Consider the following 24,214-nt stretch of genomic DNA (forward strand, 5'->3'; position numbering starts at 1 on the left):
GTCGGCGGCCGCTTGCCGCGCTGCCCGGCTCCCGTCCCCTGATCGGCGTCTGCACTGCCCGGCGCGGTGGCGGTGGCCGTCCGCGCCGGGAGCGGCGGCGTGAAGCGTCGTGATCGTTGTGGCGCCCTGTGACGGACGGGCCCTGCGGCGGATGAGTCCAGTGACGGGCGGGCCCTGCCGCGGACGAGGGGCCTCAGCTCGTGGGCATGTCCTTGAGGAGGCAGGTCAGGCGGGCCGAGCAGACCCGGCGGTCCTGCTCGTCGGTGATCACGATCTCGTACGTGGCGGTGGAGCGGCCGCGGTGTACGGGCGTGGCGACGCCGGTGACGAGGCCGGAGCGGGCGCCGCGGTGGTGCGTGCAGTTCAGGTCGACGCCGACGGCGATCTTGGTGCTGCCGCCGTGGAGCATGGAGCCGACGGAGCCGAGGGTCTCGGCGAGGACTGCGGAGGCGCCGCCGTGCAGGAGGCCGTAGGGCTGCGTGTTGCCCTCGACGGGCATGGTGCCGACGACGCGGTCGGCGGACGCTTCCTTGATCTGGACGCCCATGCGGATGCCGAGGTCCCCTGCGGAGAACAGGGCGGGCAGGTCGATGCCGAGCGCCGCGTACTCGTCGATGATCTCTTGCGGGAACTTCACGCTGCTGTGCTCGCCCATGGTGCCCGGCTCCGTTCGTCGTCTGTCGGTGTTCGTGCTGTGGGTGCTGTTCGGCCTGGTCGGCTGCCTGAGCGAACGCTCAGTCGGTCGCCGATTGTTCCAGGCGGACGACGACGGACTTGCTGGTGGGGGTGTTGCTGGTGTCGGCGGTGGCGTCCAGCGGGATCAGGACGTTGGTCTCCGGGTAGTACGCGGCCGCGCAGCCCCGGGCCGTCGGGTAGTGGACGACGCGGAAGCCGGGGGCGCGGCGCTCCACGCGGTCCGTCCACTCGCTGACCAGGTCGACGTAGGAGCCGTCGGCGAGGCCCAGGTCCTGGGCGTCATGGGGGCTGACGAGGACGACCCGGCGGCCGTTCTTGATGCCGCGGTAACGGTCGTCGAGGCCGTAGATCGTGGTGTTGTACTGGTCGTGCGAGCGCAGGGTCTGCAGCAGCAGCCGGCCCTCGGGGAGCTTCGGGTACTCGACGGGCGCGGCCGTGAAATTCGCCTTGCCCGTGGTGGTGGGGAAGCGCCGCTCGTCGCGCGGGCCGTGCGGCAGGGTGAAGCCGCCGGGGCGACCAGCAGAACCAGTCACGCGCGCGTTGAAGTCCTCGAAGCCCGGGATGACGTTCGCGATGCGGTCGCGGACCGTGGCGTAGTCCTTCTCGAACTCCTCCCAGGGCGTGCGTGACGCCTCGCCCAGGACGCGGCGCGCGAGGCGGGCCACGATCGCCGGCTCCGACAGGAGGTGCTTGCTCGCGGGCGCGAGGCGGCCACGGGAGGCGTGGACCATGCTCATGGAGTCCTCGACGGTCACAAACTGTTCGCCGCTGCCCTGGACATCGCGCTCGGTGCGGCCCAGCGTCGGCAGGATCAGGGCGCGCGCGCCGGTGACCGCGTGGGAGCGGTTGAGCTTCGTCGACACGTGGACCGTCAGGGCGGCGCGGCGCATCGCGGCTTCGGTGACGTCGGTGTCGGGGGAGGCCGCCACGAAGTTGCCGCCCATCGCGAAGAACACCTTCGCTTCGCCGTCGCGGAGCGCCTCGATGGCCCGTACGACGTCGAAGCCGTGCTTGCGGGGCGGTGCGAAGCCGAACTCCTTCTCCAGGGCGTCCAGGAAAGCGGGCGCGGGGCGTTCGAAGACGCCCATGGTGCGGTCGCCCTGCACGTTGGAGTGGCCGCGCACCGGGCAGACGCCCGCGCCGGGGCGGCCGATGTTCCCCCGCAGGAGCAGGAAGTTGACCACTTCGCGGATCGTGGGCACGGAGTGCTTGTGCTGGGTGAGGCCCATCGCCCAGCACACGACGGTGCGCTTGGAGGCGAGCACCAGGGAGAGGGCTTCCTCGATCTCGGCGCGCTCCAGGCCCGTCGCCGTCAGTGTCGTGTCCCAGTCGGCGGCACGGGCGGCGGCGGCGAACTCCTCGAAGCCGTGGGTGTGTTCCTCTATGAAGGCGTGGTCGACGGCGCCGGACCCCGCGCCGGAGGCGCTGTCGGATTCAGCCAGGATCAGCTTGTTCAGGAGGCGGAAGAGGGCCTGGTCGCCGCCGAGGCGGATCTGGAGGAACAGGTCGGTCAGGGCGGCGCCCTTGAACATGCCCTGCGGGGTCTGCGGGTTCTTGAAGCGCTCGAGTCCTGCCTCGGGCAGCGGGTTGATCGTGATGATCTTCGCGCCGTTCTCCTTGGCCTTCTCCAGGGCGGAGAGCATGCGCGGGTGGTTCGTGCCCGGGTTCTGCCCGGCCACGATGATCAGGTCGGACTTGTAGAGGTCCTCCAGCAGGACGCTGCCCTTGCCGATGCCGATGGTCTCCGTGAGCGCGGAACCGGACGACTCATGGCACATGTTCGAGCAGTCGGGCAGGTTGTTCGTGCCGAACTCGCGGGCGAACAGCTGGTAGAGGAACGCCGCCTCGTTGCTCGTGCGCCCCGAGGTGTAGAACACGGCCTCGTCGGGGGAGGCCAGGGCGGCCAGCTCCTCGGCGATGATGTCGAAGGCGCGCTCCCAGGACACCGGCTCGTAGCGCTCGGCGCCGTCCGCCAGATACATGGGGTGCGTGAGGCGGCCCTGCTGGCCCAGCCAGTACCCGGAGCGGGTCGCGAGGTCCGCGACGGGGTGCGCGGCGAAGAAGTCGGGGGTGACCCGGCGCAGGGTCGCCTCCTCGGCGACCGCCTTCGCGCCGTTCTCGCAGAACTCCGCCTTGTGCCGGTGGTCGGGCTCCGGCCAGGCGCAGCCCGGGCAGTCGAAGCCGTCCTTCTGATTGACGCGGAGAAGGGTGAGCGCGGTGCGGCGCACGCCCATCTGCTGCTGGGCGATCTTGAGGGAATGGGCGACGGCGGGCAGTCCGGCGGCGGCGCGCCGCGGCGCGCCGACCTGCGGCGCGTCCTGGACCGGATCTCCCGTGGGCGGCTTCGTTGCCATCGTCTGTTCCCCTTCGAGCACACGTGTGAGGTACGTCTCCGATCCTCGCACGCACGACTGACAGCCCTCACCGGAGGCCCGTGGCGGACCGGACTGTCAGTGGGGCGTGGCAGGATCGGGGGCGTGGCAGAGACAGCAGCGAAGAAGACCGAGAAGACGACCTCAGGCAGCCGGCCGCGGCTGATGCTCATGGACGGGCATTCGCTGGCGTACCGCGCGTTCTTCGCGCTGCCCGCGGAGAACTTCACGACCGCGACCGGACAGCCGACCAACGCGATCTACGGCTTCGCGTCCATGCTGGCGAACACGCTGCGCGACGAGGCCCCCACGCACTTCGCGGTGGCGTTCGACGTCTCGCGCAAGACCTGGCGCTCCGAGGAGTTCACGGAGTACAAGGCGAACCGTTCGAAGACCCCGGACGAGTTCAAGGGCCAGGTCGAGCTGATCGGCGAGGTCCTCGACGCGATGCACACGCCGCGCTTCGCCGTCGACGGCTTCGAGGCGGACGACATCATCGCCACGCTCGCCACCCAGGCCGAGGCTGCCGGGTTCGACGTCCTGGTCGTCACCGGCGACCGGGACTCCTTCCAGCTCGTCAGCGACCACGTCACGGTGCTCTACCCGACGAAGGGCGTCTCCGAGCTGACCCGGTTCACGCCGGAGAAGGTCGAGGAGAAGTACGGGCTGACGCCGGCCCAGTACCCGGACTTCGCGGCCCTGCGCGGCGACCCGTCGGACAACCTGCCGGGCATCCCCGGCGTCGGCGAGAAGACCGCCGCGAAGTGGATCAACCAGTTCGGTTCGTTCGCCGAGCTCGTGGAGCGGGCCGAAGAGGTCAAGGGCAAGGCCGGGCAGAATTTCCGCGACCACATCGAAGCCGTCAAGCTGAACCGCCGGCTCACCGAGATGGTGCGCGACGTCGAGCTCCCCATGACGGTCGACGACCTGGAGCGCGCCGCGTACGACCGCACGGCCCTCGCGATGGTCCTCGACACCCTGGAGATCCGTAACCCGTCGCTGCGCGAGCGGCTCCTCGCCGTCGACCCGGGCGCCGAGCAGGCCGAACAGGCGCCCGCCGAGCCGGGCGTCGACGTCGACGGCTCGGTGCTCGGCGCGGGCGAGGTGACCCCGTGGCTCGCCGAGCACGGCGACGCGGTCCTCGGCCTCGCCACGGTCGACACCTGGACGCTCGGCACGGGATCCGTCACCGAGGTGGCGCTCGCCGGCGCCGGGGGAGCCGCCGCCTGGTTCGACCCCACCCAGCTCGACGAGGCCGACGAGAACGCGTTCGCGGCCTGGCTCGCCGACGCCGCGAAGCCCAAGGTCCTGCACAACGCGAAGAGCGTCATGCGGGTCTTCGCCGAGCACGGCTGGACCGTGGACGGCGTCACCATGGACACGGCGCTCGCCGCGTACCTGGTCAAGCCCGGCCGCCGCTCCTTCGCGCTCGACGCCCTGACCCTGGAGTACCTCGGCCGTGAGCTCGCCCCGGCGGCGGCCGACGGACAGCTCGCCTTCGGTACGGAGGACGACGACCAGGCCGAGGCCGACGCGCTCATGGTGCACGCCCGCGCGATCCTCGACCTCGGCGAGGCCTTCGGCGGGAAGCTCCGGGAAGTCGGTGCGGCGGATCTCCTCAAGGACGTCGAGCTGCCCACGTCCACGCTCCTCGCCCGCATGGAGCGGCACGGCATCGCCGCCGACCGCGCCCACCTGGAGGCCATGGAGCAGATGTTCGCGGGCGCCGTCCAGCAGGCGGTGAAGGAGGCGCACGCCTCCGTGGGCCACGAGTTCAACCTCGGCTCGCCCAAGCAGCTCCAGGAAGTCTTCTTCGGCGAGCTCGACCTGCCCAAGACGAAGAAGACGAAGACCGGGTACACGACGGACGCGGACGCGCTCGCCTGGCTGGCCACGCAGACCGACCACGAACTCCCCGTGATCATGCTGCGCCACCGCGAGCAGGCGAAGCTGCGCGTCACCGTCGAGGGCCTCATCAAGACGATCGCCGCGGACGGCCGCATCCACACGACGTTCAACCAGACCGTGGCCGCGACCGGCAGGCTCTCCTCTACCGACCCGAACCTGCAGAACATCCCGGTCCGCACCGACGAGGGCCGCGCCATCCGCCGCGGCTTCGTCGTCGGGGAGGGCTTCGAGTCGCTCATGACCGCGGACTACAGCCAGATCGAGCTGCGCGTCATGGCGCACCTCTCCGAGGACGAGGGCCTCCTCGAGGCGTTCACCTCCGGCGAGGACCTGCACACCACGGTTGGCGCGCAGGTCTTCGGCGTCGAGCGGTCCGCCGTCGACGCGGAGATGCGCCGCAAGATCAAGGCCATGTCGTACGGGCTCGCCTACGGCCTGTCCGCGTTCGGCCTGTCCGGGCAGCTGAACATCGAGCCGGGCGAGGCGCGGGTCCTCATGGACACGTACTTCGAGCGGTTCGGCGGCGTGCGCGACTATCTGCGCCGCGTCGTCGACGAGGCGCGCGCCACGGGCTACACCGAGACGATGCTCGGCCGCCGCCGGTATCTGCCGGACCTCAACAGCGACAACCGCCAGCGCCGTGAGATGGCCGAGCGCATGGCGCTCAACGCGCCCATTCAGGGCACGGCCGCCGACATCGTCAAGATCGCCATGCTGAACGTGGACAAGGCGCTCAAGGGCGCGAAGCTCAAGTCCCGGCTGCTGCTCCAGGTCCATGACGAAATCGTCCTGGAGATCGCCCCGGGCGAGGCCGCGGCGGCGGAGGAGCTGGTCCGCCGCGAGATGGCCGGGGCCGTGCAACTGCGGGCGCCGCTGGACGTGTCGGTGGGCGTGGGCCCGGACTGGGAGTCCGCGGCGCACTAGCCTCCGGCGGACGGGAGTCCGGACGGGAGTCCGGTCAAGGGGCGGGGCCAATGGGCTCCGCCCCTTTCCTGGTTCACGACCCTGTTCACCGTTCTTGTGTCACCGGAGCCGGCGCCTCCCCGCGATCGGCCGCTCCTCGACGCCCCCGCACGAGAAGCGCGTAGACGACCAGGCCGAGTACGAGGCCCGCGCCCCCGCCGAAGCACAGGGTCGGGATGATCTCCCACGGCTTGGCGGCGGCACGCCAGTACGTCCACCAGCGCACCGTCCGTACCCCCGCGGCCACCGCCACGCACCCGCCGATCACCAGCGCCGCCACCCACCGCTCGCTCATCGAGAGCTGAGGCAGCGCGGCGCGGGCGTCGGCGGCGGCCGACGAGGGGACACGGCGCACCGCCGACACCACGAAGAGCGCGATCGCGACGAGCGCGACCGCCGAACCCCCGTACTGCGCGTACCAGTAGAGAGGGGAGCCGGCGATCTTCTCGCCGAGGACCGGGAACACGCGCATGCCCCACCGGTCGAGATGCGTGAACGCGTCCCACACCACGTGCGTCGCCGCGCCGAGGACGGCGGACACGTACCACCACCACACCGCGGCCACCGGCCGCCGCTCCCACGCGAAAGCGCCGGACGCGAAGCCACCCGACGCGAAACCGTCCCGAGCGCCGCCCGCACCCCGCGCCACCACAAGAACCCGCCCCCGCACCCGCCCCGGCAGCAGCGCGATCACCGGCTCCCGCAGCAGGCGCCACACGCCGACCAGTACCGCAGCGATGGCCACGTCGATCGTGAAGACGCCCGGGAAGGAGTGGGTGAAGTCCCCGAACTCCATCGCCCCCGGCACCGCACTCGCCGCGAAGTACGTCACGTCGGGCGCGAACGAGCCCGCCACCAGCAGCGACGGCACGAGCGCGCCGCGCCCCGTGCCGTCACGGCGGACGGCCGGCAGCACGGCCGCTGCATGGCTGATCGTGAACGGCAAGAGGTCCCCCTCGGACGGTTCTTGATGCGGTGCGTACGCGGTGCCGCTCAGTATGGCCGTGGCGATCGCGGTAACCCGTACATGGCCAACCGGCAAAAATCGGGCACGAACAGGTGTCTGCGCGCTGGAAGTTGTCGTAGTGTCGCCTGGGTCACTCCACGCTGGGGAGCGTGGACGGACACGGTATCGGTCGGCAATCGGAGGGGCTCACGGCATGGCGGCGCTATTCGGTAAGCGGTTGCGCAGGTCGGCGATGACGACCGCTGTGGCGGCTGCCGCCGTGGCGGCACTCTCCGCGTCCCAGGCTCCCGGCTTCACCAACACGCAGAACGGCGGGCAGTCCACCGCCGACGTGACGCCCCCGCCCGGTGACACGGCGACGGGCAACTCGCCCTACTACACCGAACTGCCGCACCTCAACAGCCCCACCGCGCCGCCCAGTACGGGCCCTGGCGCCCCCGGCGGCACGGGTGCGAGCGAGGCCGGCATCCCCGCCACCGTCCTCGACGCGTACAAGAAGGCCGAGGCGGAGCTCGCCGCGACCAAGCCGGGCTGCAACCTCCCCTGGCAGCTCCTCGCCGCGATCGGCAAGGTGGAGTCGGGCCAGGCCCGTGGCGGCAACGTCGACGCGAACGGCACCACGCTCAAGGCGATCCTCGGCCCGCCCCTCGACGGCAACGGCTTCGCGAGGATCACCGACACGGACAACGGCGCCTACGACAACGACACGACGCACGACCGGGCTGTCGGCCCCATGCAGTTCATCCCGTCGACCTGGGAGTGGTCCGGCCGCGACGGCAACGGCGACGGCAAGAAGGACCCCAACAACATCTACGACGCCGCCCTCGCCGCCGGGCACTACCTGTGCCGCGGCGACCGCGATCTTTCCCAGAGCGGCGGCCTGAACGCGGCGATCCTCAGCTACAACCACTCGCAGGAGTACCTCAACACGGTCCTGTCGTGGCTGGAGTTCTACCGCAAGGGCACCCACGAGGTCCCGGACGGCACCGGAGTGCAGCCCGGTGACCGCAGCGACGGCGGACCCAGCCCCTCGCCCTCGCCGAGCAGCCCCGGCACGACCAGTCCGTCCCCCGGCACCTCCAAGCCGCCCAAGCCGTCCAAGCCCGGCGGCAGTCCGAGCACCGACCCGTCGAAGCCGGGCGGCGGAGGCTCCACGAGCCCCACACCGCCCACGCCCGTCGAGACGGTCGCGCACATCGAGGACGCCGGTACGGGCAAACTCGCCGCGACCGCCGGTGACGCCTTCGCCGAACGCGTCGCCGTCCGCACGGAGAACGCCGCGGGCAAGGGCGTCGGCACGATCAAGGTGAAGCTCACCGTCGTCGGCGACACGGATCTGGCCTTCAGCGGCGGCTTCAAGACCGTCACCGTCGTCACCGACAGCACCGGCAAGGCCACCGCGCCGCCGCTGAGGGCGGGCGAGGACACCGGCGAGTTCACCGTCCGCGCCACCGTCGTCGACCGCAAGCTGCCCGGCCTCGACTACACGGCGACCGTCTCGGCGCGCCAGGCGGACACCCTCACCAGGACCGACGACAAGGAACTGACCTGCGAGGCCGGCGGCCAGTTCGCCGACCCGGTCCAGGTCAGGGCCACGTACAAGGACGCCGCCGCCGACGGGGTCGCCACCACGGCCACGCTGATCAAGTCCAAGGACGACGCGACCGAGAACGACAAGGGCCCCTACTTCAAGGACGCGGACGGCAAGGCGATCCGCACCCTCAAGGGCCTCAAGACCGACGGCGACGGCCGCCTCCAGCTGCCGAGGATCTACGCGGACGACGCCACCGGCACGTTCCTGCTCCGCATCGACACCACCGGCGGCGCGACCCTCACCATCGAACTGAAGGTCACCGCGGCCGCCGCCACGGCCAGTCCCTCGGCCTCGCCGTCGGCGTAACTCCCCTACGGCACACGCCGTATCCAGCAGCACCCGCGCCGCCCCCTCGCCGTTCTCCGGCCGAGGGGGCGGCGCTGTTGTACAACGTGTTCTCATCTCGGCCGCGCGTTGCTACGGTGCCCCAGCCCTGACGACCTATCAGATTTCAGATCCGGTGATCCGCCGGGAGGCTGCATGCGTGCCCTGATCGCCGCCGCGACCGGTCTTGCCGTGGCGCTCGCCCTCGTCATCACGATCTCGGCGATCGGCTCCCCGCCCGGCGAGACCTCGCCCAAACCGCTGCTGACCACCGTCCCCAAGCACCCCTGACCCGCCGAGGAGGCCGCCGCGATGCGCCGCAAGGCCAGCCTGATCCTGCTCGCCCTCGCCGTGTTCTGCACGGCGATGTCCCCGCTGATGCGCTGGTACGCGTTCCCGCGCCTCGCGAAGATCCCGGCCGGCCAGTACCAGAACGCCGTCCTGGAGGCGAAGAACCCGACCCTCCTCGACTACGGCTCGATGCAGGCGAAGAAGGTCCCCAAGGTCACGATCGTCCAGACGCTCAAGGGCAACGTGGAGGCCTCCGAAGAGGTCGAGAAGAGCGCGGGCCGCGACGTCGTCGTCTGGGACTCCCTCTCCTACGTCGTCGGACCCGACGGCAAGATGGTCTCCCAGGTCCCCGAACGCTATGTCTTCGACGCCCACAGCCAGGCGCCCGTCCACCCCACGGGCAAGTACGCCGAGACGGTCGACGGCGACAAGGTCAGGCGCGACGGCATCGAGTTCAAGTGGCCCTTCCTCACGGAGAAGCGGGACTACGAGTACTACGACGCCCAGGCCCGCATCACCCGGCCCATCCACTACAAGGGGACCCAGACGTTCCGCGGCGTGAAGGTCTACTACTTCGAACAGACCATCCCCTGGACGAAGGTTCCCCTCCCCAAGACGATGCCGGTCAAGGGCATCACACCGGAGTCCGTCGCCAAGACCGGCACCACCCGCTGGTACAGCACGGTCCGCAAGTTCTGGGTCGAGCCGGTCACCGGCGCCCCCGTCTATGGCGAGGAGATCCAGAACAACGAACTCCGCGGTGGCACGCTCCTGGGAGGCCGCGACAAGGTGACGGTCTTCGCCGGGCACGTGAAGATGCGCGAGGACTACATCAAGTCGACGGTCGACCTCGTCAAGTCCAACCGCGTCCTGGTCGTCCTGCTCACCTCGTACCTGCCGTGGGGCTTCCTCGTCCTCGGCCTGCTCCTGCTCGCGCTCTCCCTGTGGCTGGAGGCCCGCAGCCGCCGCCCGGGCGAGCCCGAGGCCGCCCCGGAGCACGAGCCGGAACCCGTCAGCGCCTGAGCCGCGCGCTCGTGTGCCGCGTCGCGACCGCGCCCGCCGGATCCTCCGGCCACGGATGCTTCGGGTACCGGCCGCGCAGTTCGGCGCGCACCGCCCGGTACCCCTCGCGCCAGAAGGAGGCGAGATCCGCGGTCACGGCCGCGGGCCGCCCCGCCGGGGACAGCAGATGCACCAGGACCGGCACACCGGCCACGCGCGGCGACTCGTGCAGCCCGAACATCTCCTGCACCTTCACGGCCAGTACGGGCTGTTCGGGGTTCGCGTAGTCGATCCGGATCCTGGACCCGCTCGGCACCTCAAGACGCTCCGGCGCCAGCTCGTCGAGGCGGGCCGCGTCACCGCTCGCCCAGGGGAGCAGCCGCCGCAGCGCCTGGCCCGCGTCGATCCGGCCCAGATCGGACCGGCGCCGCGCCTTGCCGAGCTCCGGCTCCAGCCACTCGTCCACGCGCGCGTGCAGCGCGTCGTCCGACACGGCGGGCCAGGGCGTGCCCAGCGTCCGGTGCAGGAACGCGAGCCGCTCCCGCAGCTCCCCGGCCTCCCGGGACCACCGCAGCAGAGAGAACCCCTCCCGCCTCAGCCCTTCCCTCAACGCCTCCCGTACGAGAGCGGGGGCGGCCTCCTTCAGCGGGCGCACGGCGAGTTCCACCGCGCCGAGCCGCTCGACATGCCGCGCCACCAACTCCCCGTCGGCCCACGCCACTTCGTCCCCCTCGGTACGCAGCGGCGCCGCGGCACGCAGCGCGACCTCCTCGTCGACGACCGCGGCGAGCCGCACGCGCGCGTGCCCGGCGCCCACGGGCCGGTCGGCGACCGCGACGGCGATCCACGGCGCGCCCCGCAGCCGTGACCCCTCCGCGAGCGCGGCCCGGGTACCGGACACCATCAGATACTCGCCGTCGCGCCCACGCCCCACTCGCTCGGGGAAGGCGAGCGCGGCGACGATGCCGGCGACCCGGTCCTCGGACAGGTCCCCGGTCCCGGCCTCGTGCACCGGGGTCTGCCCGGCGGTTCGCTCCGGTCCGGCCCCTGCCGCCCCCGTGAGCCGCCGTACCTCCGTCTTCCAGCGCGCGGCGTACGCGTCGGCGCCCCGGCGCGCGGTGCGCCACGCGGCGGCCAGATCGTCGCCGTAGTCGCGGGGCGGCTCCTCGCTCAGGAGGGCGACCACCTCGGCCGCGCGACGAGCGCCCACCAGCGGGGTCGCGTCGAGGAGGGCGCGGGCCAGGCGCGGATGCAGGCCGAGGCCCGCGAGGCGCGCGCCGCGCTCCGTGGCCCGGCCCGAGTCCGCCCCGACCGCCCCGATCGCCGTCAGGACGGACCGGGCCGCCGCCATCGCCCCGGCCGGCGGAGCGTCCAGGAGCGCGAGGCCCGAGGCGTCCGGATCGCCCCAGCACGCCGCCTGCAACGCGAACGCCGTCAGGTCCGCCACCTTGATCTCCGGCGCGGGGAACCGAGGCAGCCGCACGTCCTCCGCCTCCGTCCAGCACCGGTACACCACGCCGGGAGCCTCACGCCCGGCACGCCCCGCCCGCTGCCGCCCCGCCGCCTGCGAGGCCCGTACGGTCGTCAGGGCGCTCAGCCCGCGCGCGTGGTCCACCCGCGGCTCCCGCGCGAGCCCAGAGTCCACGACGGCCCGGACACCCGGAACCGTCAGCGACGACTCGGCCACGGACGTCGCGAGCACCACCCGCCGCCGCGCACCAGGCGAGAGCACCGCGTCCTGCACCGCGGCCGGCGCCCGCCCGTGCACCTGAAGCACATCCACATCACCCGGCCCGCCCAACTGCCCGGCCACGCACGCGATCTCACCGACCCCCGGCAGGAAACACAGCACATCCCCGCTCTGCTCCCGCAGCGCGCGCCGCACCACCGCCGCCACGTGCGTGAGCAACGCCGGATCCACCCGCATCCCGTGCGGCGGCCGCACCGGACGTGCGGGCGGCGCCCACACCGTCTCCACGGGATACGAGATTCCCTCGGCTTCGACGACGGGCGCCCCGCCGAGCAGCCGCGCCCACCCCTGCGCGTCCGTCGTCGCCGACGCCGCCACCAGTCGAAGCTCGGGCCGCAGCGCCTCGCGCACGTCGCACAGGAACGCCGCGACCGTGTCCGCGTCCAGATGCCGCTCGTGGACCTCGTCGAGCATGACGACATCCACGCCCGCCAGCTCCTGGTCGCGCTGGAGCCGTTGCAGGAGCACACCCGTCGTGACGACCTCCACGCGCGCGTGACGCCCCATCACCCGCTCACCGCGCACCGTGTAGCCGACGCGCTCGCCGGCCTTCTCGCCGAGCAGCCACGCCATCCGCCGCGCCGCGGCCCGCGCCGCGATGCGCCGCGGCTCCGCGACGACGACACGCCGCGCGGGCCCGTCACCGACGAGCCCGGCGAGCACCAGCGGCACCAGGGTCGTCTTGCCGGTCCCCGGCGGCGCCACGAGAACGGCGCTGCCCGGCGCCGCGGGCCCGTCGAGGGCATCGCGCAGGCCGGGCAGCGCACTGCGTACAGGCAGGTCCAGAGCGTCGTTACGGATCACATGCTCAGTCTCTCCCCGGGAGCATCCCCGGCCGAAGGCTGGGGGACTTCGGCCGGGGATGCCCCCGTCTAGCCTCGCTCGCAGACGAAGATCGCCGTCCCCGGGATCAGATTTCCGCGCAGCGGGGACCAGCCGCCCCACTCCTGCGTGTTCCATGCCGGCCACTGCGGCTCGACGAGGTCCACCAGACGGAACCCGCCGGCCACGATGTCCCGCACCCGGTCACCGACCGTCCTGTGGTGCTCCACATATACGGCGCGCCCTTCGTCGTCCTGCTCCACATAAGGGGTGCGGTCGAAGTAGGAGGCCGCTACGGAGAGGCCCTCCGGACCCGGCTCGTCCGGGAACGCCCAGCGGATCGGATGCGTCACCGAGAACACGAACCGGCCGCCGGGCCGCAGCACCCGGTGCACATCCCGGAGCACCCGCACCGGATCGGCGACAAAGGGGAGCGCGCCGTACGCCGAGCAGGCCAGGTCGAACGAGCCGTCCGCGAACGGCAGCGCGCCCGCGTCCGCCTCCACCAGCGGCACCGCGCCGCCGTCGATGCGCAGCGCGTGCTGGAGCTGCCGGTGCGAGAGGTCGAGCGCGACGGGGTGCGCGCCCTGCGCGGCGAGCCAGCGCGAGCACTGCGCCGCGCCCGCGCCGATCTCCAGGACGACCTTGTCCTTCAGGTCCTCCGGCGGGCCGAGCAGCTCGGCCTCCACCTCGTCGAGACCCTCGGGCCCCCACACGAAGCGGTCGTCCCCGAGGAACGTGCCGTGCTCGACCTGGTAGTCGTCCGCGTTCTTGTCCCACCAGCCACGATTGGCGCGGGAACTCTCCGTGACATCGGCGTCGCGCCGGGTGGCTTCGGGCTCGAACGGTTCGGGCTCTTGGATGATGGGCTCCCTAGTCGTACTCTTCCGTTCAACCCGTCGCGGCAGAGTGCCGAGCGGCCCATGTGGCCTCGTGCGACAGGTTTTGTGCCGGGTATGCGAATTTCGCCCCGGGTGTGCGCCTTCGCGCATTGACCCTGTCCGGCTGCCCCCGTATGCTACAAGTTGCGCTGCGAGCCTGCGCTCCTCAGACATAGCAGGCTGCGCTCGCATCTGTATGTATGTCCCCTCGGTAATCGAGGCGCCCCCTCCGGGAGTGGCGCTTCCTGAGCTGTCCGGCCTTCTGCAGTGCGATCACGGGCTCCCGGCGTAGCAGTACCTACGACTTCAATGTCCGTACCGGAGCCCTTACCCACATGACGAGCAGCACCGAGACCACCGCCACCACCCCGCAGGTAGCGGTCAACGACATCGGTAACGAGGAAGCCTTCCTCGCCGCGATCGACGAGACGATCAAGTACTTCAACGACGGCGACATCGTCGACGGCGTCATCGTGAAGGTCGACCGGGACGAGGTCCTGCTCGACATCGGTTACAAGACCGAAGGCGTGATCCCGAGCCGTGAGCTCTCGATCAAGCACGATGTCGACCCGAACGAGGTCGTCAAGGTCGGCGACGAGATCGAGGCCCTGGTTCTCCAGAAGGAGGACAAGGAAGGCCGTCTGATCCTGTCCAAGAAGCGCGCTCAGTACGAGCGTGCCTGGGGCACGATCGAGAAGATCAAGGAAGAAGACGGCATCGTCACCGGTACCGTCATCGAGGTCGTCAAGGGTGGACTCATCCTCGACATCGGCCTCCGTGGCTTCCTGCCGGCTTCCCTCGTCGAGATGCGCCGTGTCCGCGACCTCCAGCCCTACGTGGGCAAGGAGCTCGAGGCCAAGATCATCGAGCTGGACAAGAACCGCAACAACGTGGTCCTGTCCCGCCGTGCCTGGCTCGAGCAGACCCAGTCCGAGGTCCGCCAGACGTTCCTCACGACCCTCCAGAAGGGTCAGGTCCGCTCCGGCGTCGTTTCCTCGATCGTCAACTTCGGTGCCTTCGTGGACCTGGGTGGCGTCGACGGTCTCGTGCACGTCTCCGAGCTCTCCTGGAAGCACATCGACCACCCGTCCGAGGTTGTCGAGGTCGGCCAGGAAGTCACCGTCGAGGTTCTCGACGTCGACATGGACCGCGAGCGTGTCTCCCTGTCGCTGAAGGCGACGCAGGAAGACCCGTGGCAGCAGTTCGCCCGTACGCACCAGATCGGCCAGGTCGTCCCCGGCAAGGTCACGAAGCTGGTTCCGTTCGGTGCGTTCGTCCGCGTGGACGAGGGCATCGAGGGTCTGGTCCACATCTCCGAGCTGGCCGAGCGCCACGTGGAGATCCCGGAGCAGGTCGTCCAGGTCAACGACGAGATCTTCGTCAAGGTCATCGACATCGACCTCGAGCGTCGCCGCATCAGCCTCTCGCTGAAGCAGGCCAACGAGGCCTTCGGTGCCGACCCGTCGACGGTCGAGTTCGACCCGACCCTGTACGGCATGGCCGCGTCGTACGACGACCAGGGCAACTACATCTACCCCGAGGGCTTCGACCCCGAGACCAACGACTGGCTCGAGGGCTACGAGACCCAGCGCGAGGCCTGGGAGACCCAGTACGCCGAGGCGCAGCAGCGCTTCGAGCAGCACCAGGCTCAGGTCATCAAGTCCCGCGAGGCCGACGCCCAGGCCGAGGCCGAGGGTGCTGCCGCTCCGGCCGGCGCCCCGGCTGCGTCCGGTGGCGGCGGCGGCGGTTCGTACTCCTCGGAGTCGGACGACAGCTCCGGCGCGCTTGCTTCGGACGAGGCGCTCGCTGCGCTCCGTGAGAAGCTGGCCGGTGGTCAGAGCTGACCTGAACCCTCCGGGTTCCGGTAAGTAGTTGAGCGGGCCCGCACCCCTTGGGTGCGGGCCCGCTTCTCTGTGTCCGCCGACGTTTCCTACGGAGTGACCGGTACGTTCGTCAGGCCCTTGCCGCCGGTGACCGTGTTGCTGCTGTAGACCGTCGTCACGCAGCTTCCGCCGGCGTTCGTCACGTTGATCGCCAGTTGCTTGTCGCCCGTCGCGCCGCGCAGGTCCGACGTGTTGGAGCGGAAGACCGTGCCGCAGCCCCAGCCGGACTGCTGGGTGTGTGTCTCGTAGCCGGTGTTCGTCGTGGCGCTGCCCTTGTTGTTCTCGACCAGGACGTCGTTACCTTTCACGTCGACCCAGGAGTCGTCGAAGTTGGCCCCGGTCAGGCCGCTGCCGTCGAACGTGTTGCCCACGATCCGCGCGCCCGTCGTGCCCTCCTTGATGTCGACGTTCTCGCCGCCGACGTCCGGGCCGATCGTGTTGCCGGTGATCTGGATGCGGTCACTCTTGTCCGAGGTTCCGCCGGCTGTGCCGACGTAGACGCCCTCGCCCATGCCGCGGCCGTCGTTGCCGGTGTCGTAGATCCGCGAGTTCTTGATCGTCCCGTCCGTGCTGGAGTTGCGGAAGTGGACGCCCTCCATGTCGAGCCCGTGGACGGTGACCGTGTCGACGACGACGCCCTTCGCCGAGTCGATCATGATGCCCTTCTGGCCGCCGGTGACGGTGATGCCCTGGACCGTCCAGTACGAGGCGCCGTTCAGATGCAGGCCGTAGCCGCCGCCCGCCGTGAGGACCGCCTTCGCGGAGCCGGTCAGGGTGATGCGCGAGCCGGAACTCCCGGCGATCGACGTCTTGAAGTTGCCCGTGTACGTGCCGTCGGCGAGATGGATCGTGTCGCCGGGGGCGGCCGCGGTGAGCGCCGACTTGAGCTGCGCCGCAGTGGAGACCTCGATGACCTGGGCGGCTCCGGCGGCGGGCGTCGCGAGGGCCGTGGCGCCGCCCGCGACGAGCGCGGCTGTGGTCAGTGCGGGCAGGAGCGCGGAACGGATGCGCATGTGGGGGTGCCTTCCCGTCGGTTCGTGCAAAAGGGTTCTTGTACGTGAACTCTGGGTGCAGATATGAACGTAAGGGCGTGGCGCGACTGCGTCAAGGTCTGGACCAGGGGTGTGTGCGCGGAGGGAAACGTGGCGGATACACGAGTAACTCCCGTGCCGTAACAGGCCGTTGCCAGGATCCCCGGATCACTCAAGATCGTGAGGGGAGCCGTCAGCATGGCAGTACAGCAGCGACCGGAGACGGGCACGAGCCGCCGGGCCTTCCTGCGCAACGTAGGGGTGACCGGCGGTGCGGGCGCGATGTTCGCCACCATGGGCGCCCTCGGTCTCGCCCCCACCGCACAGGCCGCCTCCCGCGAACAGGCCTACAGCGCACCGAAGTCGGGCGACTTCACGCTCACCGGACGCGGCGCCGCCAAGGTCGTCGTCGTGGGCGGCGGCATCGCCGGGCTCGCGACGGCGTACGAGCTCGGCAAGGCGGGCTACGACTGTACGGTCCTGGAGGCCAGGGACCGCACCGGCGGCCGCAACTTCACGGTGCGCGGCGGCGACAGCACCGTCGACCTGTACGGCAACCGGCAGACCGCGCGCTTCTCCCAGGGGCAGTACCTCAACGCCGGGCCCGCGCGGCTGCCGCAGTGGATGGTCACCCTCGACTACTGCCGCGAACTCGGCGTACCCGTCGAGGTGTTCACGAACACGAACGCCGACGCGTACCTCTACAACGAGTCCGCCGGCATGACCGCACCCGTGCGCTACCGCACCGCCAAGGCCGATGTGTACGGCTACGTAGCGGAGTTGCTGGCCAAGGCCACGGACAAGGGTGCTCTCGACAAGGACCTCACCGCGTCCGACCAGGACCGCCTCATGGAGTTCCTCAAGGACTTCGGGGACCTCGGCGACAAGCTCACCTACGGGGGCGGGGAGCGCCGCGGCTACACGACGGTCCCGGCAGCCACCGGGACTCCCGGCGTGCTGCTCGGCGACGTGCCGTCCGCGTCCGACGTGTTCGCCAGTGGCGTCGGGCGGTACTTCTCCTTCGAGTTCGGCTTCGACCAGGCCATGCTGATGTTCCAGCCCGTGGGCGGCATGGACCAGATACCCAAGGCCCTGACGCGGGCGATCGGCGCGCACAAGGTGCGTACGGGCGCTGTCGTCAGCAGGATCACGCAGACGGCCGGTGGGGTGACCGTCACATACACCCAGGGCGGCAGGACCCAGGCCATCGAGGCCGACTACTGCGTCGGCGCACTGCCGCCCAACATCCTCGCCAGGATCCCGCACAACCTCGGCTCCGGCGTGCAGTCCGCCCTGGAGGCCATCACCCCGCAGTCCGCGGGCAAGATCGGCCTTGAGTACCGGTCCCGCTGGTGGGAGCTCGACCACAAGATCTACGGCGGCATCACCGAGACCGACCTCGACGTCACGCACATCTGGCACCCGTCCTACGGCTTCCACGGCGAGCGCGGTGTACTCGTCGGCTACTACAACTACGACACAGACGCCGACGCGTACGCGAAGCTCACGCCGGGTGAGCGGGAGAAGCGGGCCGTGGCCGCCGGGGTGAAGATCTACGGCGAGAAGTACCGCACCGAACTTGCCACCTCCTTCTCGCACCACTGGCGCCAGACCCCGCACCTGGAAGCCGCCTGGCACGACACGCCCGGCGGCCCCGACGACCCCCGCTACCAGCCCCTCAACGAGCCCACGGGCCGCGTCTACTTCGCGGGGGACTGGCTCAGCTACACCGACGCCTGGCAGCACGGAGCGTTCACCTCCGCGCGCCGGGCCGTCACCAAGCTCCACGCGCGCGTGCTGTCCGCCTGAGGCGAAAAGCAGGTATGAGCCCGTTGTGAAGGGGCGCGGGAGGGAATGCCCGCGCCCCGCCGCACGTTCTTCTGCAGGAGAGACACGGGGAGAGGCGAGGAGCGGTCACAGTGCTTGATCCGCAGGGTTTGTACGCATGGGAGCCGAAGGGCCTGGCCGTGGTGGACATGGCGCTCGCCCAGGAGTCGGCCGGACTGGTCATGCTCTACCACTTCGACGGATACATCGACGCGGGTGAGACCGGCGAACAGATCGTGGACCGGGTCCTCGACTCGCTGCCCCACCAGGTCGTGGCGCGGTTCGACCACGACCGGCTCGTCGACTACCGGGCCCGCCGCCCGCTGCTCACCTTCCGGCGCGACCGCTGGACGGACTACGACGTGCCCGCCCTTGAGGTGCGGCTCGTCCAGGACGCCACGGGCGCGCCCTTCCTGCTGCTCTCCGGCCCCGAGCCCGACGTCGAGTGGGAGCGTTTCGCGGCCGCCGTGAAGGAGATCGTCGAGCGGCTCGGCGTGCGCCTCGCGGTCAACTTCCACGGAATCCCGATGGGCGTCCCGCACACACGGCCCGTCGGCCTCACACCGCACGGCAACCGGACCGAGCTCGTCCCCGGCCACCGCAGCCCCTTCGACGAGGCGCAGGTCCCCGGCAGCGCGGAGTCCCTCGTGGAGTACCGCCTGATGGAGGCCGGACACGACGTACTCGGTGTCGCCGCGCACGTCCCGCACTACATCGCGCGCTCGCCGTACCCCGACGCCGCGTTGACCGTCCTCGAAGCCATCACGGCGGCGACCGGCCTGGTGCTGCCCTCGGTGGCGCACGGGCTGCGCACGGAGGCGCACCGCACGCAGACGGAGATCGACCGGCAGATCCAGGAGGGCGACGAGGAACTCGTCTCGCTCGTCCAGGGACTTGAGCACCAGTACGACGCGGCCGCGGGCGCCGAGAGCCGCGGGAACATGCTGGCCGAACCGACCGACATCCCGTCCGCCGACGAGATCGGCCTCGAGTTCGAGAAGTTCCTGGCCGAACGCGAGGGCGACGCATAGGGGCTGTGGTCAGCCATGGGGCCCTCGCCTAAGCTGCCCGCATGCTGAAGGTGGGTCTGACCGGCGGAATCGGCGCCGGCAAGAGCGAGGTGTCCCGGCTGCTCGTGGAGCACGGGGCCGTACTGATCGACGCGGACCGCATCGCGCGGGAGGTCGTGGAGCCCGGAACTCCCGGACTCGCCGCGGTCGTCGAGGCGTTCGGAAGCGAGGTGCTCGCCACGGACGGCTCGCTGGACCGGCCGGCGCTCGGCGCGATCGTCTTCGCCGACGCGGACCGCCTCGCGGTCCTCAACTCGATCGTGCACCCGCTCGTCGGCGCCCGCTCCGCCGAACTCGAAGCCGCCGCCACCGGTGACTCCGTCGTCGTGCACGACGTACCGCTGCTCGCCGAGAACGGCCTGGCGCCGCTGTACGACCTCGTGGTCGTCGTCGACGCGAGCCCCGAGACCCAGCTCGACCGCCTCGTGCGCCTGCGCGGCATGAGCGAGGAGGACGCCCGCGCCCGCATGGCCGCCCAGGCCACCCGCGACAAGCGTCTGGAGATCGCCGACATCGTGATCGACAACGACGTACCGCTCGACGAGCTGCACCGGCGGGTCGACGCCGTCTGGGCGGACCTCGCGCAGCGGGCGGCCGCGGCCTAGAAGGGGGACGGGCGTGGTCGTACTGGCGGCGTTCACCTTCCTCGGCGGCCTGGTGGCGATCCTCGCCGGGGCGTACGGGCTGCGCCGGACCCGGCGGATCAGCGAGGCCGGTCGCGTCACGCAGGCACTCGTGAAACCCCCGCAGGCCGGTTCCGAGCGGCCCCTGCTGCAGTTCGAGACACACGACGGCCGCGTCGTCGAGGTGCCGTCCCCCGCACCGCCCACCCGGCGGCTGCCGCTGACGCCGGGTGGCCTGGTCGGTATCGCGTACGACGTCGACGACCCGCGCGAGACCGTGCTCATCGGCGGCGAGCGGCCTGCCCTCGACTGGGTGTTCGTGGCCGCGGGAGTGGCGCTGGCCGTGCTCGGCGCGGTACTCGCGGTGACCGGACGCTGAGCCTTCGACTCGGTCGGACGTACGTACGTCAGGGTGTTACGGGGGAGGAATAGGGCCGACAGTCCACGCCGTTGACGTGGATGAGAAGGAGGGAGACAGCTGTGCCCCACTCCAACCCGGAGACGCACGTCATCGACTTCCGCGCCGCTGAGCAACTGCTCGCGGCGCGTGACCCGCGAGGCGCGGTGAAACTGCTCGACCCGGTCATCGCGGCCCACCCCGAGAACACGGCGGCGCGGCTGCTGCGGGCCCGTGCGTTCTTCGCTTCGGCCCAACTGCGCGCGGCCGAGCTGGAATTCACCATCGTCCTGGAGCGCGAGCCGGACAACGCGTTCGCGCACTTCGCGCTCGCCCGCACCTATCAGCGTGCCGCGCGGCCGGACCAGGCACGGCGCCATTTCCGGCTGGCAGCGGCGCTCGATCCGCAGCCGGACTACGTGGCCGCGGCCGCTTTCGACGACGCTCCGTAAGGCGAGGCCCTAGGGAGTTCCAGGGCGGTCTAGGGCTTGTCGTCCGGGGGATTGTAGGGCGGTACGGGCGGTACGTCGGGGGGATCGTAGGGCGGTACGTCGGGGCCCGGCTGGTAGTGCGGGCCCTGCCGGATGTGGCGGGTGATCACGAACAGGTCGACGGTCACGATCAGCCACAGCACACCGCACGCGAACGCCCACCACGGGCGGTCCGTGAGGATGAACGCGACCGTGCCGAAGATCGTCCAGGCCAGACCCCAGATGCTGAGCCACAGCCGGGCGCGCAGGGCACTGCGCGCGGTCACGGGTTCACTGCCCGTACGCATCGTCACCACCTCCGCCCGTGAAGAGGTACCCCCTCCAGGGTGCCTCTTCACGCGCGCAGGCGTCGGGTACGTCCGCACCCTCGCGCGGCGCACCGTTCCCTGAAAAGGTGAGGTGGTTTCCGGTCGGCGGAGTTCGGCCGCCGGGGTTCGGCCGGCGGAGGGGAGGACGCGTGCTGGACGGGCGGAAGAGCGGCGAGCGGCTCGCGGGATGGATGGAGGCGCTCGACGGACAGGAGCGGGCGGAGGCGGTGATCCCCGACTCGGAGGACCTGCCCGAGGTCCTCCTCGACCTCGGGGTCGCCCACGAGGACATCAACGAACTCGTCGCGCTGCGCCCCCGCGTGGCCGACGATCCCGGAGTGCGGGATCTCCTGGAACGGGCCGTGGACGCCGTCACCCGGGACATGGGCACGGTCGGCGGAAGCCCTCCCTTCCCGTCCCCGCCCGACGGAGGTGACCTCCTCGAACGCTGCTTCTCCGTGTACGTCTACGTGGCGGCGCTGCCCGCCACGCGCGCGTACCACCGCGGTCTCGGGGTGCCGGACGACGTCTCGCGGCGCACCCTCGCCGACCTGGGGCGCCACATGGCCGTCCACCGCAGGCGGTACGGCAGTTGCGGCATTCACGCGGTCGCCTGGCTCGGCCTGCACTTCCATGGGGAGCTCTACCAACTGGGCCGGCTCCAGTACCAGCGGGCCCTGCTCGGCGGGCGCTCGGCAGGCGCGGCCGCCGCCACGGGCCTGCCGGTGACGGCGGACGACCTGTGCATGAACCTCCATATCCCCGACTTCCGGGGCCCGCTGTCCCCGCGCGCGTGCGACCGGTCCCTCGCTCTGGCCAGGGAGTTCTTCGCGCGCCACTACCCCGGGGAGCGCTACGAAACCGCGGTCTGCCACTCCTGGCTCCTCGACGCCCAGCTGAAGGACCAGCTGCCGAAGGACTCCAACCTGGTGCGCTTCCAGGAACGGTTCCGTACGTCCTGGGAGGACACGGAACCGGACGACGAGGGCCCGGTCGGCTTCGTCTTCGGCGACCCCCGTCTCCCCATCGGTGAACTGCCGCGCCGCACGAGCGTCGAGCGGGCCGTCGGCGACCATCTGCGGAGCGGCGGGCACTGGTACGGAGGGCATGGCTGGTTCCCGTTGCCGTGGTCGGGAACTGCCGCCCCAGGACGGCTCGTTGAAGGGGCATGAGCCTTGAGATGCGTGAGGGATACGGAGGGACGGGACCCGGCGCCATCACGCCGGACGGCTGCGCGGTCGATCTGTACGCGCGCCTGCCCGTAGGGGACGAGCCCGACATCATCGCCGCGGCCGTGCCCGCGGGAGCGAGCATTCTCGAACTGGGCAGCGGTGTCGGCCGGATGACGCACCCCCTCGTCGAGCGCGGCTTCACGGTCACGGCCGTGGACGAGTCCGCCGAGATGCTGGAGCGGGTGCGCGGGGCGCGGACGATCTGTTCGCCGGTCGAGTCGCTGGACGCGGGCGGGACGTTCGACGTGGTGCTGCTCGCGTCGTTCCTCGTGCACGCCGGGGATGTGGCGGTACGGCAGGGGCTGCTCGACACCTGTCGGCGTCATGTCGCCGACAGAGGCTGCGTGTTGATCCAGCGCGAGGGCCCGGACTATCACACGAACCTGCCGCGCGAGCGCGTGGACCCGAGCGGTTTCACGGTCCGCATCGTGTCCGCGGACCCTGTCGGGGACGGGGTGAACTCGGTGCGTGCGGAGTACGAGTTCCCCGACGCGGCCTGGACGCACACGTTCCTGGCGCGGCCCCTGACGCAGGAACAGTTCGAAGAGGCGCTGGCCCAGGCCGGGTTGAAGGTCGACCGGTATCTCACGGACGACCAGGTGTGGGTGCGGGCGGTGCCTGCATAAAGGCGCCGGGCGACCGATGAGTTGCATGGGGTGCCGCCGTCTATCTCTGTGACAGCCGGACAGCAAGGCCCGGCGCCGACTCACCGAGGAGCACCCCATGTCCGAGACCACCGCCCCCGTCACGACCGCGGCTTCCGCCGCCTCCGTCCCCGCCGCCCCGGCCGCCGGCAGGGCTCGCGCCGCCCGCATCGCGCTGCGCACGCTCACGGTGCTGCTCGCGCTGTTCTACGGCGTCGCGAGCGCTCTGCCCAAGCTGATCGCGCACCCGTCGGCGGTCGAGTCGTTCGACACGATCGGGTGGGGGAGCGCGGCGATGTACATCATCGGCGTTCTCGAACTGGCGGGAGGAATCGCCCTGTTGGTGCCGGTGCTCTCCGGAGTCGCCCCGATCGCGCTGAGCGCGCTGATGGCCGGCGCGTTCGTCGTGCAGATGTCCTACTTCGACGGGGAGAACGCGGCGACGCCGCTCATCCTGATCGTCCCGCTGGCGCTCCTCGCGTGGACACGGCGCCGGAGCAACGCGGATCTGGTCCGCCTGGTCAAGCGCCGGGCGTGACCCGCGCGGCCGGAGGCTGACCCCGTCGACGTACGGGGTCAGCCTTTTTCGCGTCCGTCCGCGTGATCCTGCGCCGGGGGTACGGGGCCCGCGCCGAAGGTCGCGCGCAGCCGGTCCATGTCCCTGCGGTCCCGCTTCGTCGGGCGCCCCGCGCCGCGGTCACGGATGGCCACGGGGGCGACGGCGGCGCGCGGCGGGGGCGGCGGGCTGTTGTCCACGTAACACTCGACGGCGACCGGGGCGCCCACGCGCTTGCGGATCAGGCGCTTCACGATCACGACCCGCTCGTGCCCGCCGGCCTGCCGGACCCGCACCTCGTCGCCCACGCGCACGTTGTAGGCGGCCTTCACGCGATCGCCGTTGACCTTCACATGCCCGCCCCGGCACGCCGTCGCGCCCGCCGAGCGCGTCTTGGCCAGCCGCACGGACCAGATCCAGCTGTCGATCCGCACGCTCTCACCGGCACCGGGTGCGGCCGCCCGCGCCGCGTCCACCGCGCTCGAAGCCGCATCCGAGCCAGTACCCGAACCAGTACCGGAACGAGTACCCGAACCGGAATCCGAAGCAGTATCCGAAGCCATGCCTCGACCTTAGTCCCGG

The 24,214-nt window shown here is 71.0% G+C and carries 21 protein-coding genes; 13 read left to right on the top strand and 8 right to left on the bottom strand.

Annotation, left to right across the window (positions count from 1 at the left end; genetic code table 11):
- Positions 1-193: 193 nt before the first annotated feature.
- Together CG723_RS06850 and CG723_RS06855 are read right to left on the bottom strand one after the other, a co-directional pair.
- Positions 194-655, bottom strand: a complete 462-nt coding sequence (locus CG723_RS06850) for a PaaI family thioesterase (RefSeq protein ID WP_100592322.1) — start codon at positions 653-655, stop codon at positions 194-196.
- A gap of 79 nt (positions 656-734) precedes the next feature.
- The gene (locus CG723_RS06855; protein WP_100592323.1) at positions 735-3,050 is read right to left on the bottom strand and encodes an FdhF/YdeP family oxidoreductase; all 2,316 of its coding nucleotides are present in this window, start codon (positions 3,048-3,050) and stop codon (positions 735-737) included.
- 123 nt (positions 3,051-3,173) lie between these two features.
- On the opposite strand from CG723_RS06855, the gene polA reads away from it, so the two are divergent.
- A complete protein-coding gene (polA, locus tag CG723_RS06860) occupies positions 3,174-5,900 on the top strand; it encodes a DNA polymerase I (protein ID WP_100592605.1) in 2,727 nt (908 codons plus the stop codon).
- Between the two features lie 85 nt (positions 5,901-5,985).
- On the opposite strand, the gene CG723_RS06865 is transcribed toward polA, so the two are convergent.
- On the bottom strand, positions 5,986-6,885 hold the full coding sequence (locus tag CG723_RS06865; RefSeq protein WP_100592324.1) for a DUF4184 family protein: 900 nt from the start codon (positions 6,883-6,885) through the stop codon (positions 5,986-5,988).
- Between the two features lie 214 nt (positions 6,886-7,099).
- Here CG723_RS06865 and CG723_RS06870 point away from each other — a divergent pair, with 214 nt between their 5' ends.
- The 3 genes from CG723_RS06870 (at position 7,100) to CG723_RS06875 (ending at position 10,138) form a co-directional block, all read left to right on the top strand.
- Positions 7,100-8,806: a lytic transglycosylase domain-containing protein gene (locus tag CG723_RS06870; RefSeq protein ID WP_100592325.1), complete on the top strand. Its 1,707-nt coding sequence runs from the start codon at positions 7,100-7,102 to the stop codon at positions 8,804-8,806.
- Positions 8,807-8,980: 174 nt separating this feature from the next.
- On the top strand, positions 8,981-9,115 hold the full coding sequence (locus tag CG723_RS45870; RefSeq protein ID WP_107489191.1) for an SPW_0924 family protein: 135 nt from the start codon (positions 8,981-8,983) through the stop codon (positions 9,113-9,115).
- 21 nt (positions 9,116-9,136) lie between these two features.
- Positions 9,137-10,138: a DUF3068 domain-containing protein gene (locus CG723_RS06875; protein WP_100592326.1), complete on the top strand. Its 1,002-nt coding sequence runs from the start codon at positions 9,137-9,139 to the stop codon at positions 10,136-10,138.
- Here the strand turns inward: CG723_RS06875 and hrpB are convergent.
- On the bottom strand, positions 10,128-12,671 hold the full coding sequence (gene hrpB / locus CG723_RS06880) for an ATP-dependent helicase HrpB (protein ID WP_100592327.1): 2,544 nt from the start codon (positions 12,669-12,671) through the stop codon (positions 10,128-10,130). The genes CG723_RS06875 and hrpB overlap by 11 nt on opposite strands.
- 68 nt (positions 12,672-12,739) lie before the next feature.
- Positions 12,740-13,681, bottom strand: a complete 942-nt coding sequence (locus CG723_RS06885) for a class I SAM-dependent methyltransferase (protein WP_234374173.1) — start codon at positions 13,679-13,681, stop codon at positions 12,740-12,742.
- Between the two features lie 224 nt (positions 13,682-13,905).
- On the opposite strand from CG723_RS06885, the gene rpsA reads away from it, so the two are divergent.
- A complete protein-coding gene (gene rpsA, locus CG723_RS06890; protein ID WP_100592328.1) occupies positions 13,906-15,414 on the top strand; it encodes a 30S ribosomal protein S1 in 1,509 nt (502 codons plus the stop codon).
- An 86-nt stretch (positions 15,415-15,500) separates the two neighbouring features.
- On the opposite strand, the gene CG723_RS06895 is transcribed toward rpsA, so the two are convergent.
- On the bottom strand, positions 15,501-16,466 hold the full coding sequence (locus CG723_RS06895; RefSeq protein ID WP_100592329.1) for a right-handed parallel beta-helix repeat-containing protein: 966 nt from the start codon (positions 16,464-16,466) through the stop codon (positions 15,501-15,503).
- A 216-nt stretch (positions 16,467-16,682) separates the two neighbouring features.
- Here CG723_RS06895 and CG723_RS06900 point away from each other — a divergent pair, with 216 nt between their 5' ends.
- The 5 genes from CG723_RS06900 (at position 16,683) to CG723_RS06920 (ending at position 20,853) form a co-directional block, all read left to right on the top strand.
- Positions 16,683-18,293 carry a flavin monoamine oxidase family protein gene (locus CG723_RS06900; RefSeq protein ID WP_100592330.1) on the top strand — a complete coding sequence of 537 codons (1,611 nt, stop codon included), beginning with the start codon at positions 16,683-16,685 and terminating at the stop codon, positions 18,291-18,293.
- Between the two features lie 110 nt (positions 18,294-18,403).
- On the top strand, positions 18,404-19,342 hold the full coding sequence (locus CG723_RS06905) for a PAC2 family protein (protein WP_100592331.1): 939 nt from the start codon (positions 18,404-18,406) through the stop codon (positions 19,340-19,342).
- Between the two features lie 41 nt (positions 19,343-19,383).
- Positions 19,384-19,986, top strand: coding sequence for a dephospho-CoA kinase (gene coaE, locus CG723_RS06910; protein ID WP_100592332.1), 603 nt, complete (start codon positions 19,384-19,386; stop codon positions 19,984-19,986).
- 13 nt (positions 19,987-19,999) lie between these two features.
- Positions 20,000-20,383, top strand: coding sequence for a DUF3592 domain-containing protein (locus CG723_RS06915; protein ID WP_100592333.1), 384 nt, complete (start codon positions 20,000-20,002; stop codon positions 20,381-20,383).
- A 101-nt stretch (positions 20,384-20,484) separates the two neighbouring features.
- Positions 20,485-20,853: a tetratricopeptide repeat protein gene (locus CG723_RS06920; protein WP_100592334.1), complete on the top strand. Its 369-nt coding sequence runs from the start codon at positions 20,485-20,487 to the stop codon at positions 20,851-20,853.
- Between the two features lie 29 nt (positions 20,854-20,882).
- On the opposite strand, the gene CG723_RS06925 is transcribed toward CG723_RS06920, so the two are convergent.
- On the bottom strand, positions 20,883-21,179 hold the full coding sequence (locus CG723_RS06925) for a DUF6343 family protein (protein ID WP_100592607.1): 297 nt from the start codon (positions 21,177-21,179) through the stop codon (positions 20,883-20,885).
- 248 nt (positions 21,180-21,427) lie between these two features.
- Here CG723_RS06925 and CG723_RS06930 point away from each other — a divergent pair, with 248 nt between their 5' ends.
- The 3 genes from CG723_RS06930 (at position 21,428) to CG723_RS06940 (ending at position 23,614) form a co-directional block, all read left to right on the top strand.
- Complete coding sequence (locus tag CG723_RS06930) at positions 21,428-22,372, top strand: acyltransferase domain-containing protein (RefSeq protein WP_100592608.1); 945 nt, start codon at positions 21,428-21,430, stop codon at positions 22,370-22,372.
- Positions 22,373-22,380: 8 nt separating this feature from the next.
- Positions 22,381-23,058, top strand: a complete 678-nt coding sequence (locus CG723_RS06935; protein ID WP_100592335.1) for a class I SAM-dependent methyltransferase — start codon at positions 22,381-22,383, stop codon at positions 23,056-23,058.
- Between the two features lie 97 nt (positions 23,059-23,155).
- Positions 23,156-23,614 (top strand): DoxX family protein, encoded by a 459-nt coding sequence (locus tag CG723_RS06940; protein WP_100592336.1) that lies wholly within the window; start codon positions 23,156-23,158, stop codon positions 23,612-23,614.
- 38 nt (positions 23,615-23,652) lie between these two features.
- Here the strand turns inward: CG723_RS06940 and CG723_RS06945 are convergent, their stop codons facing one another.
- On the bottom strand, positions 23,653-24,195 hold the full coding sequence (locus CG723_RS06945; RefSeq protein WP_100592337.1) for an RNA-binding S4 domain-containing protein: 543 nt from the start codon (positions 24,193-24,195) through the stop codon (positions 23,653-23,655).
- Positions 24,196-24,214 lie beyond the last annotated feature (19 nt).

This window comes from Streptomyces sp. CB01635 (assembly GCF_002803065.1).
Classification (GTDB): domain Bacteria; phylum Actinomycetota; class Actinomycetes; order Streptomycetales; family Streptomycetaceae; genus Streptomyces.

What these genes read in the sequence shown, in the direction of transcription:
- CG723_RS06850 (WP_100592322.1), bottom strand. Translation starts at nt 655, where the DNA reads ATGGGCGAGCACAGCAGCGTGAAGTTCCCGCAAGAGATCATCGACGAG.
- CG723_RS06855 (WP_100592323.1), bottom strand. Translation starts at nt 3,050, where the DNA reads ATGGCAACGAAGCCGCCCACGGGAGATCCGGTCCAGGACGCGCCGCAG.
- CG723_RS06870 (WP_100592325.1), top strand. Translation starts at nt 7,100, where the DNA reads ATGGCGGCGCTATTCGGTAAGCGGTTGCGCAGGTCGGCGATGACGACC.
- CG723_RS45870 (WP_107489191.1), top strand. Translation starts at nt 8,981, where the DNA reads ATGCGTGCCCTGATCGCCGCCGCGACCGGTCTTGCCGTGGCGCTCGCC.
- CG723_RS06875 (WP_100592326.1), top strand. Translation starts at nt 9,137, where the DNA reads ATGCGCCGCAAGGCCAGCCTGATCCTGCTCGCCCTCGCCGTGTTCTGC.
- CG723_RS06885 (WP_234374173.1), bottom strand. Translation starts at nt 13,681, where the DNA reads ATGCGCGAAGGCGCACACCCGGGGCGAAATTCGCATACCCGGCACAAA.
- rpsA (WP_100592328.1), top strand. Translation starts at nt 13,906, where the DNA reads ATGACGAGCAGCACCGAGACCACCGCCACCACCCCGCAGGTAGCGGTC.
- CG723_RS06895 (WP_100592329.1), bottom strand. Translation starts at nt 16,466, where the DNA reads ATGCGCATCCGTTCCGCGCTCCTGCCCGCACTGACCACAGCCGCGCTC.
- CG723_RS06900 (WP_100592330.1), top strand. Translation starts at nt 16,683, where the DNA reads ATGGCAGTACAGCAGCGACCGGAGACGGGCACGAGCCGCCGGGCCTTC.
- coaE (WP_100592332.1), top strand. Translation starts at nt 19,384, where the DNA reads ATGCTGAAGGTGGGTCTGACCGGCGGAATCGGCGCCGGCAAGAGCGAG.
- CG723_RS06925 (WP_100592607.1), bottom strand. Translation starts at nt 21,179, where the DNA reads ATGCGTACGGGCAGTGAACCCGTGACCGCGCGCAGTGCCCTGCGCGCC.
- CG723_RS06935 (WP_100592335.1), top strand. Translation starts at nt 22,381, where the DNA reads ATGCGTGAGGGATACGGAGGGACGGGACCCGGCGCCATCACGCCGGAC.
- CG723_RS06940 (WP_100592336.1), top strand. Translation starts at nt 23,156, where the DNA reads ATGTCCGAGACCACCGCCCCCGTCACGACCGCGGCTTCCGCCGCCTCC.
- CG723_RS06945 (WP_100592337.1), bottom strand. Translation starts at nt 24,195, where the DNA reads ATGGCTTCGGATACTGCTTCGGATTCCGGTTCGGGTACTCGTTCCGGT.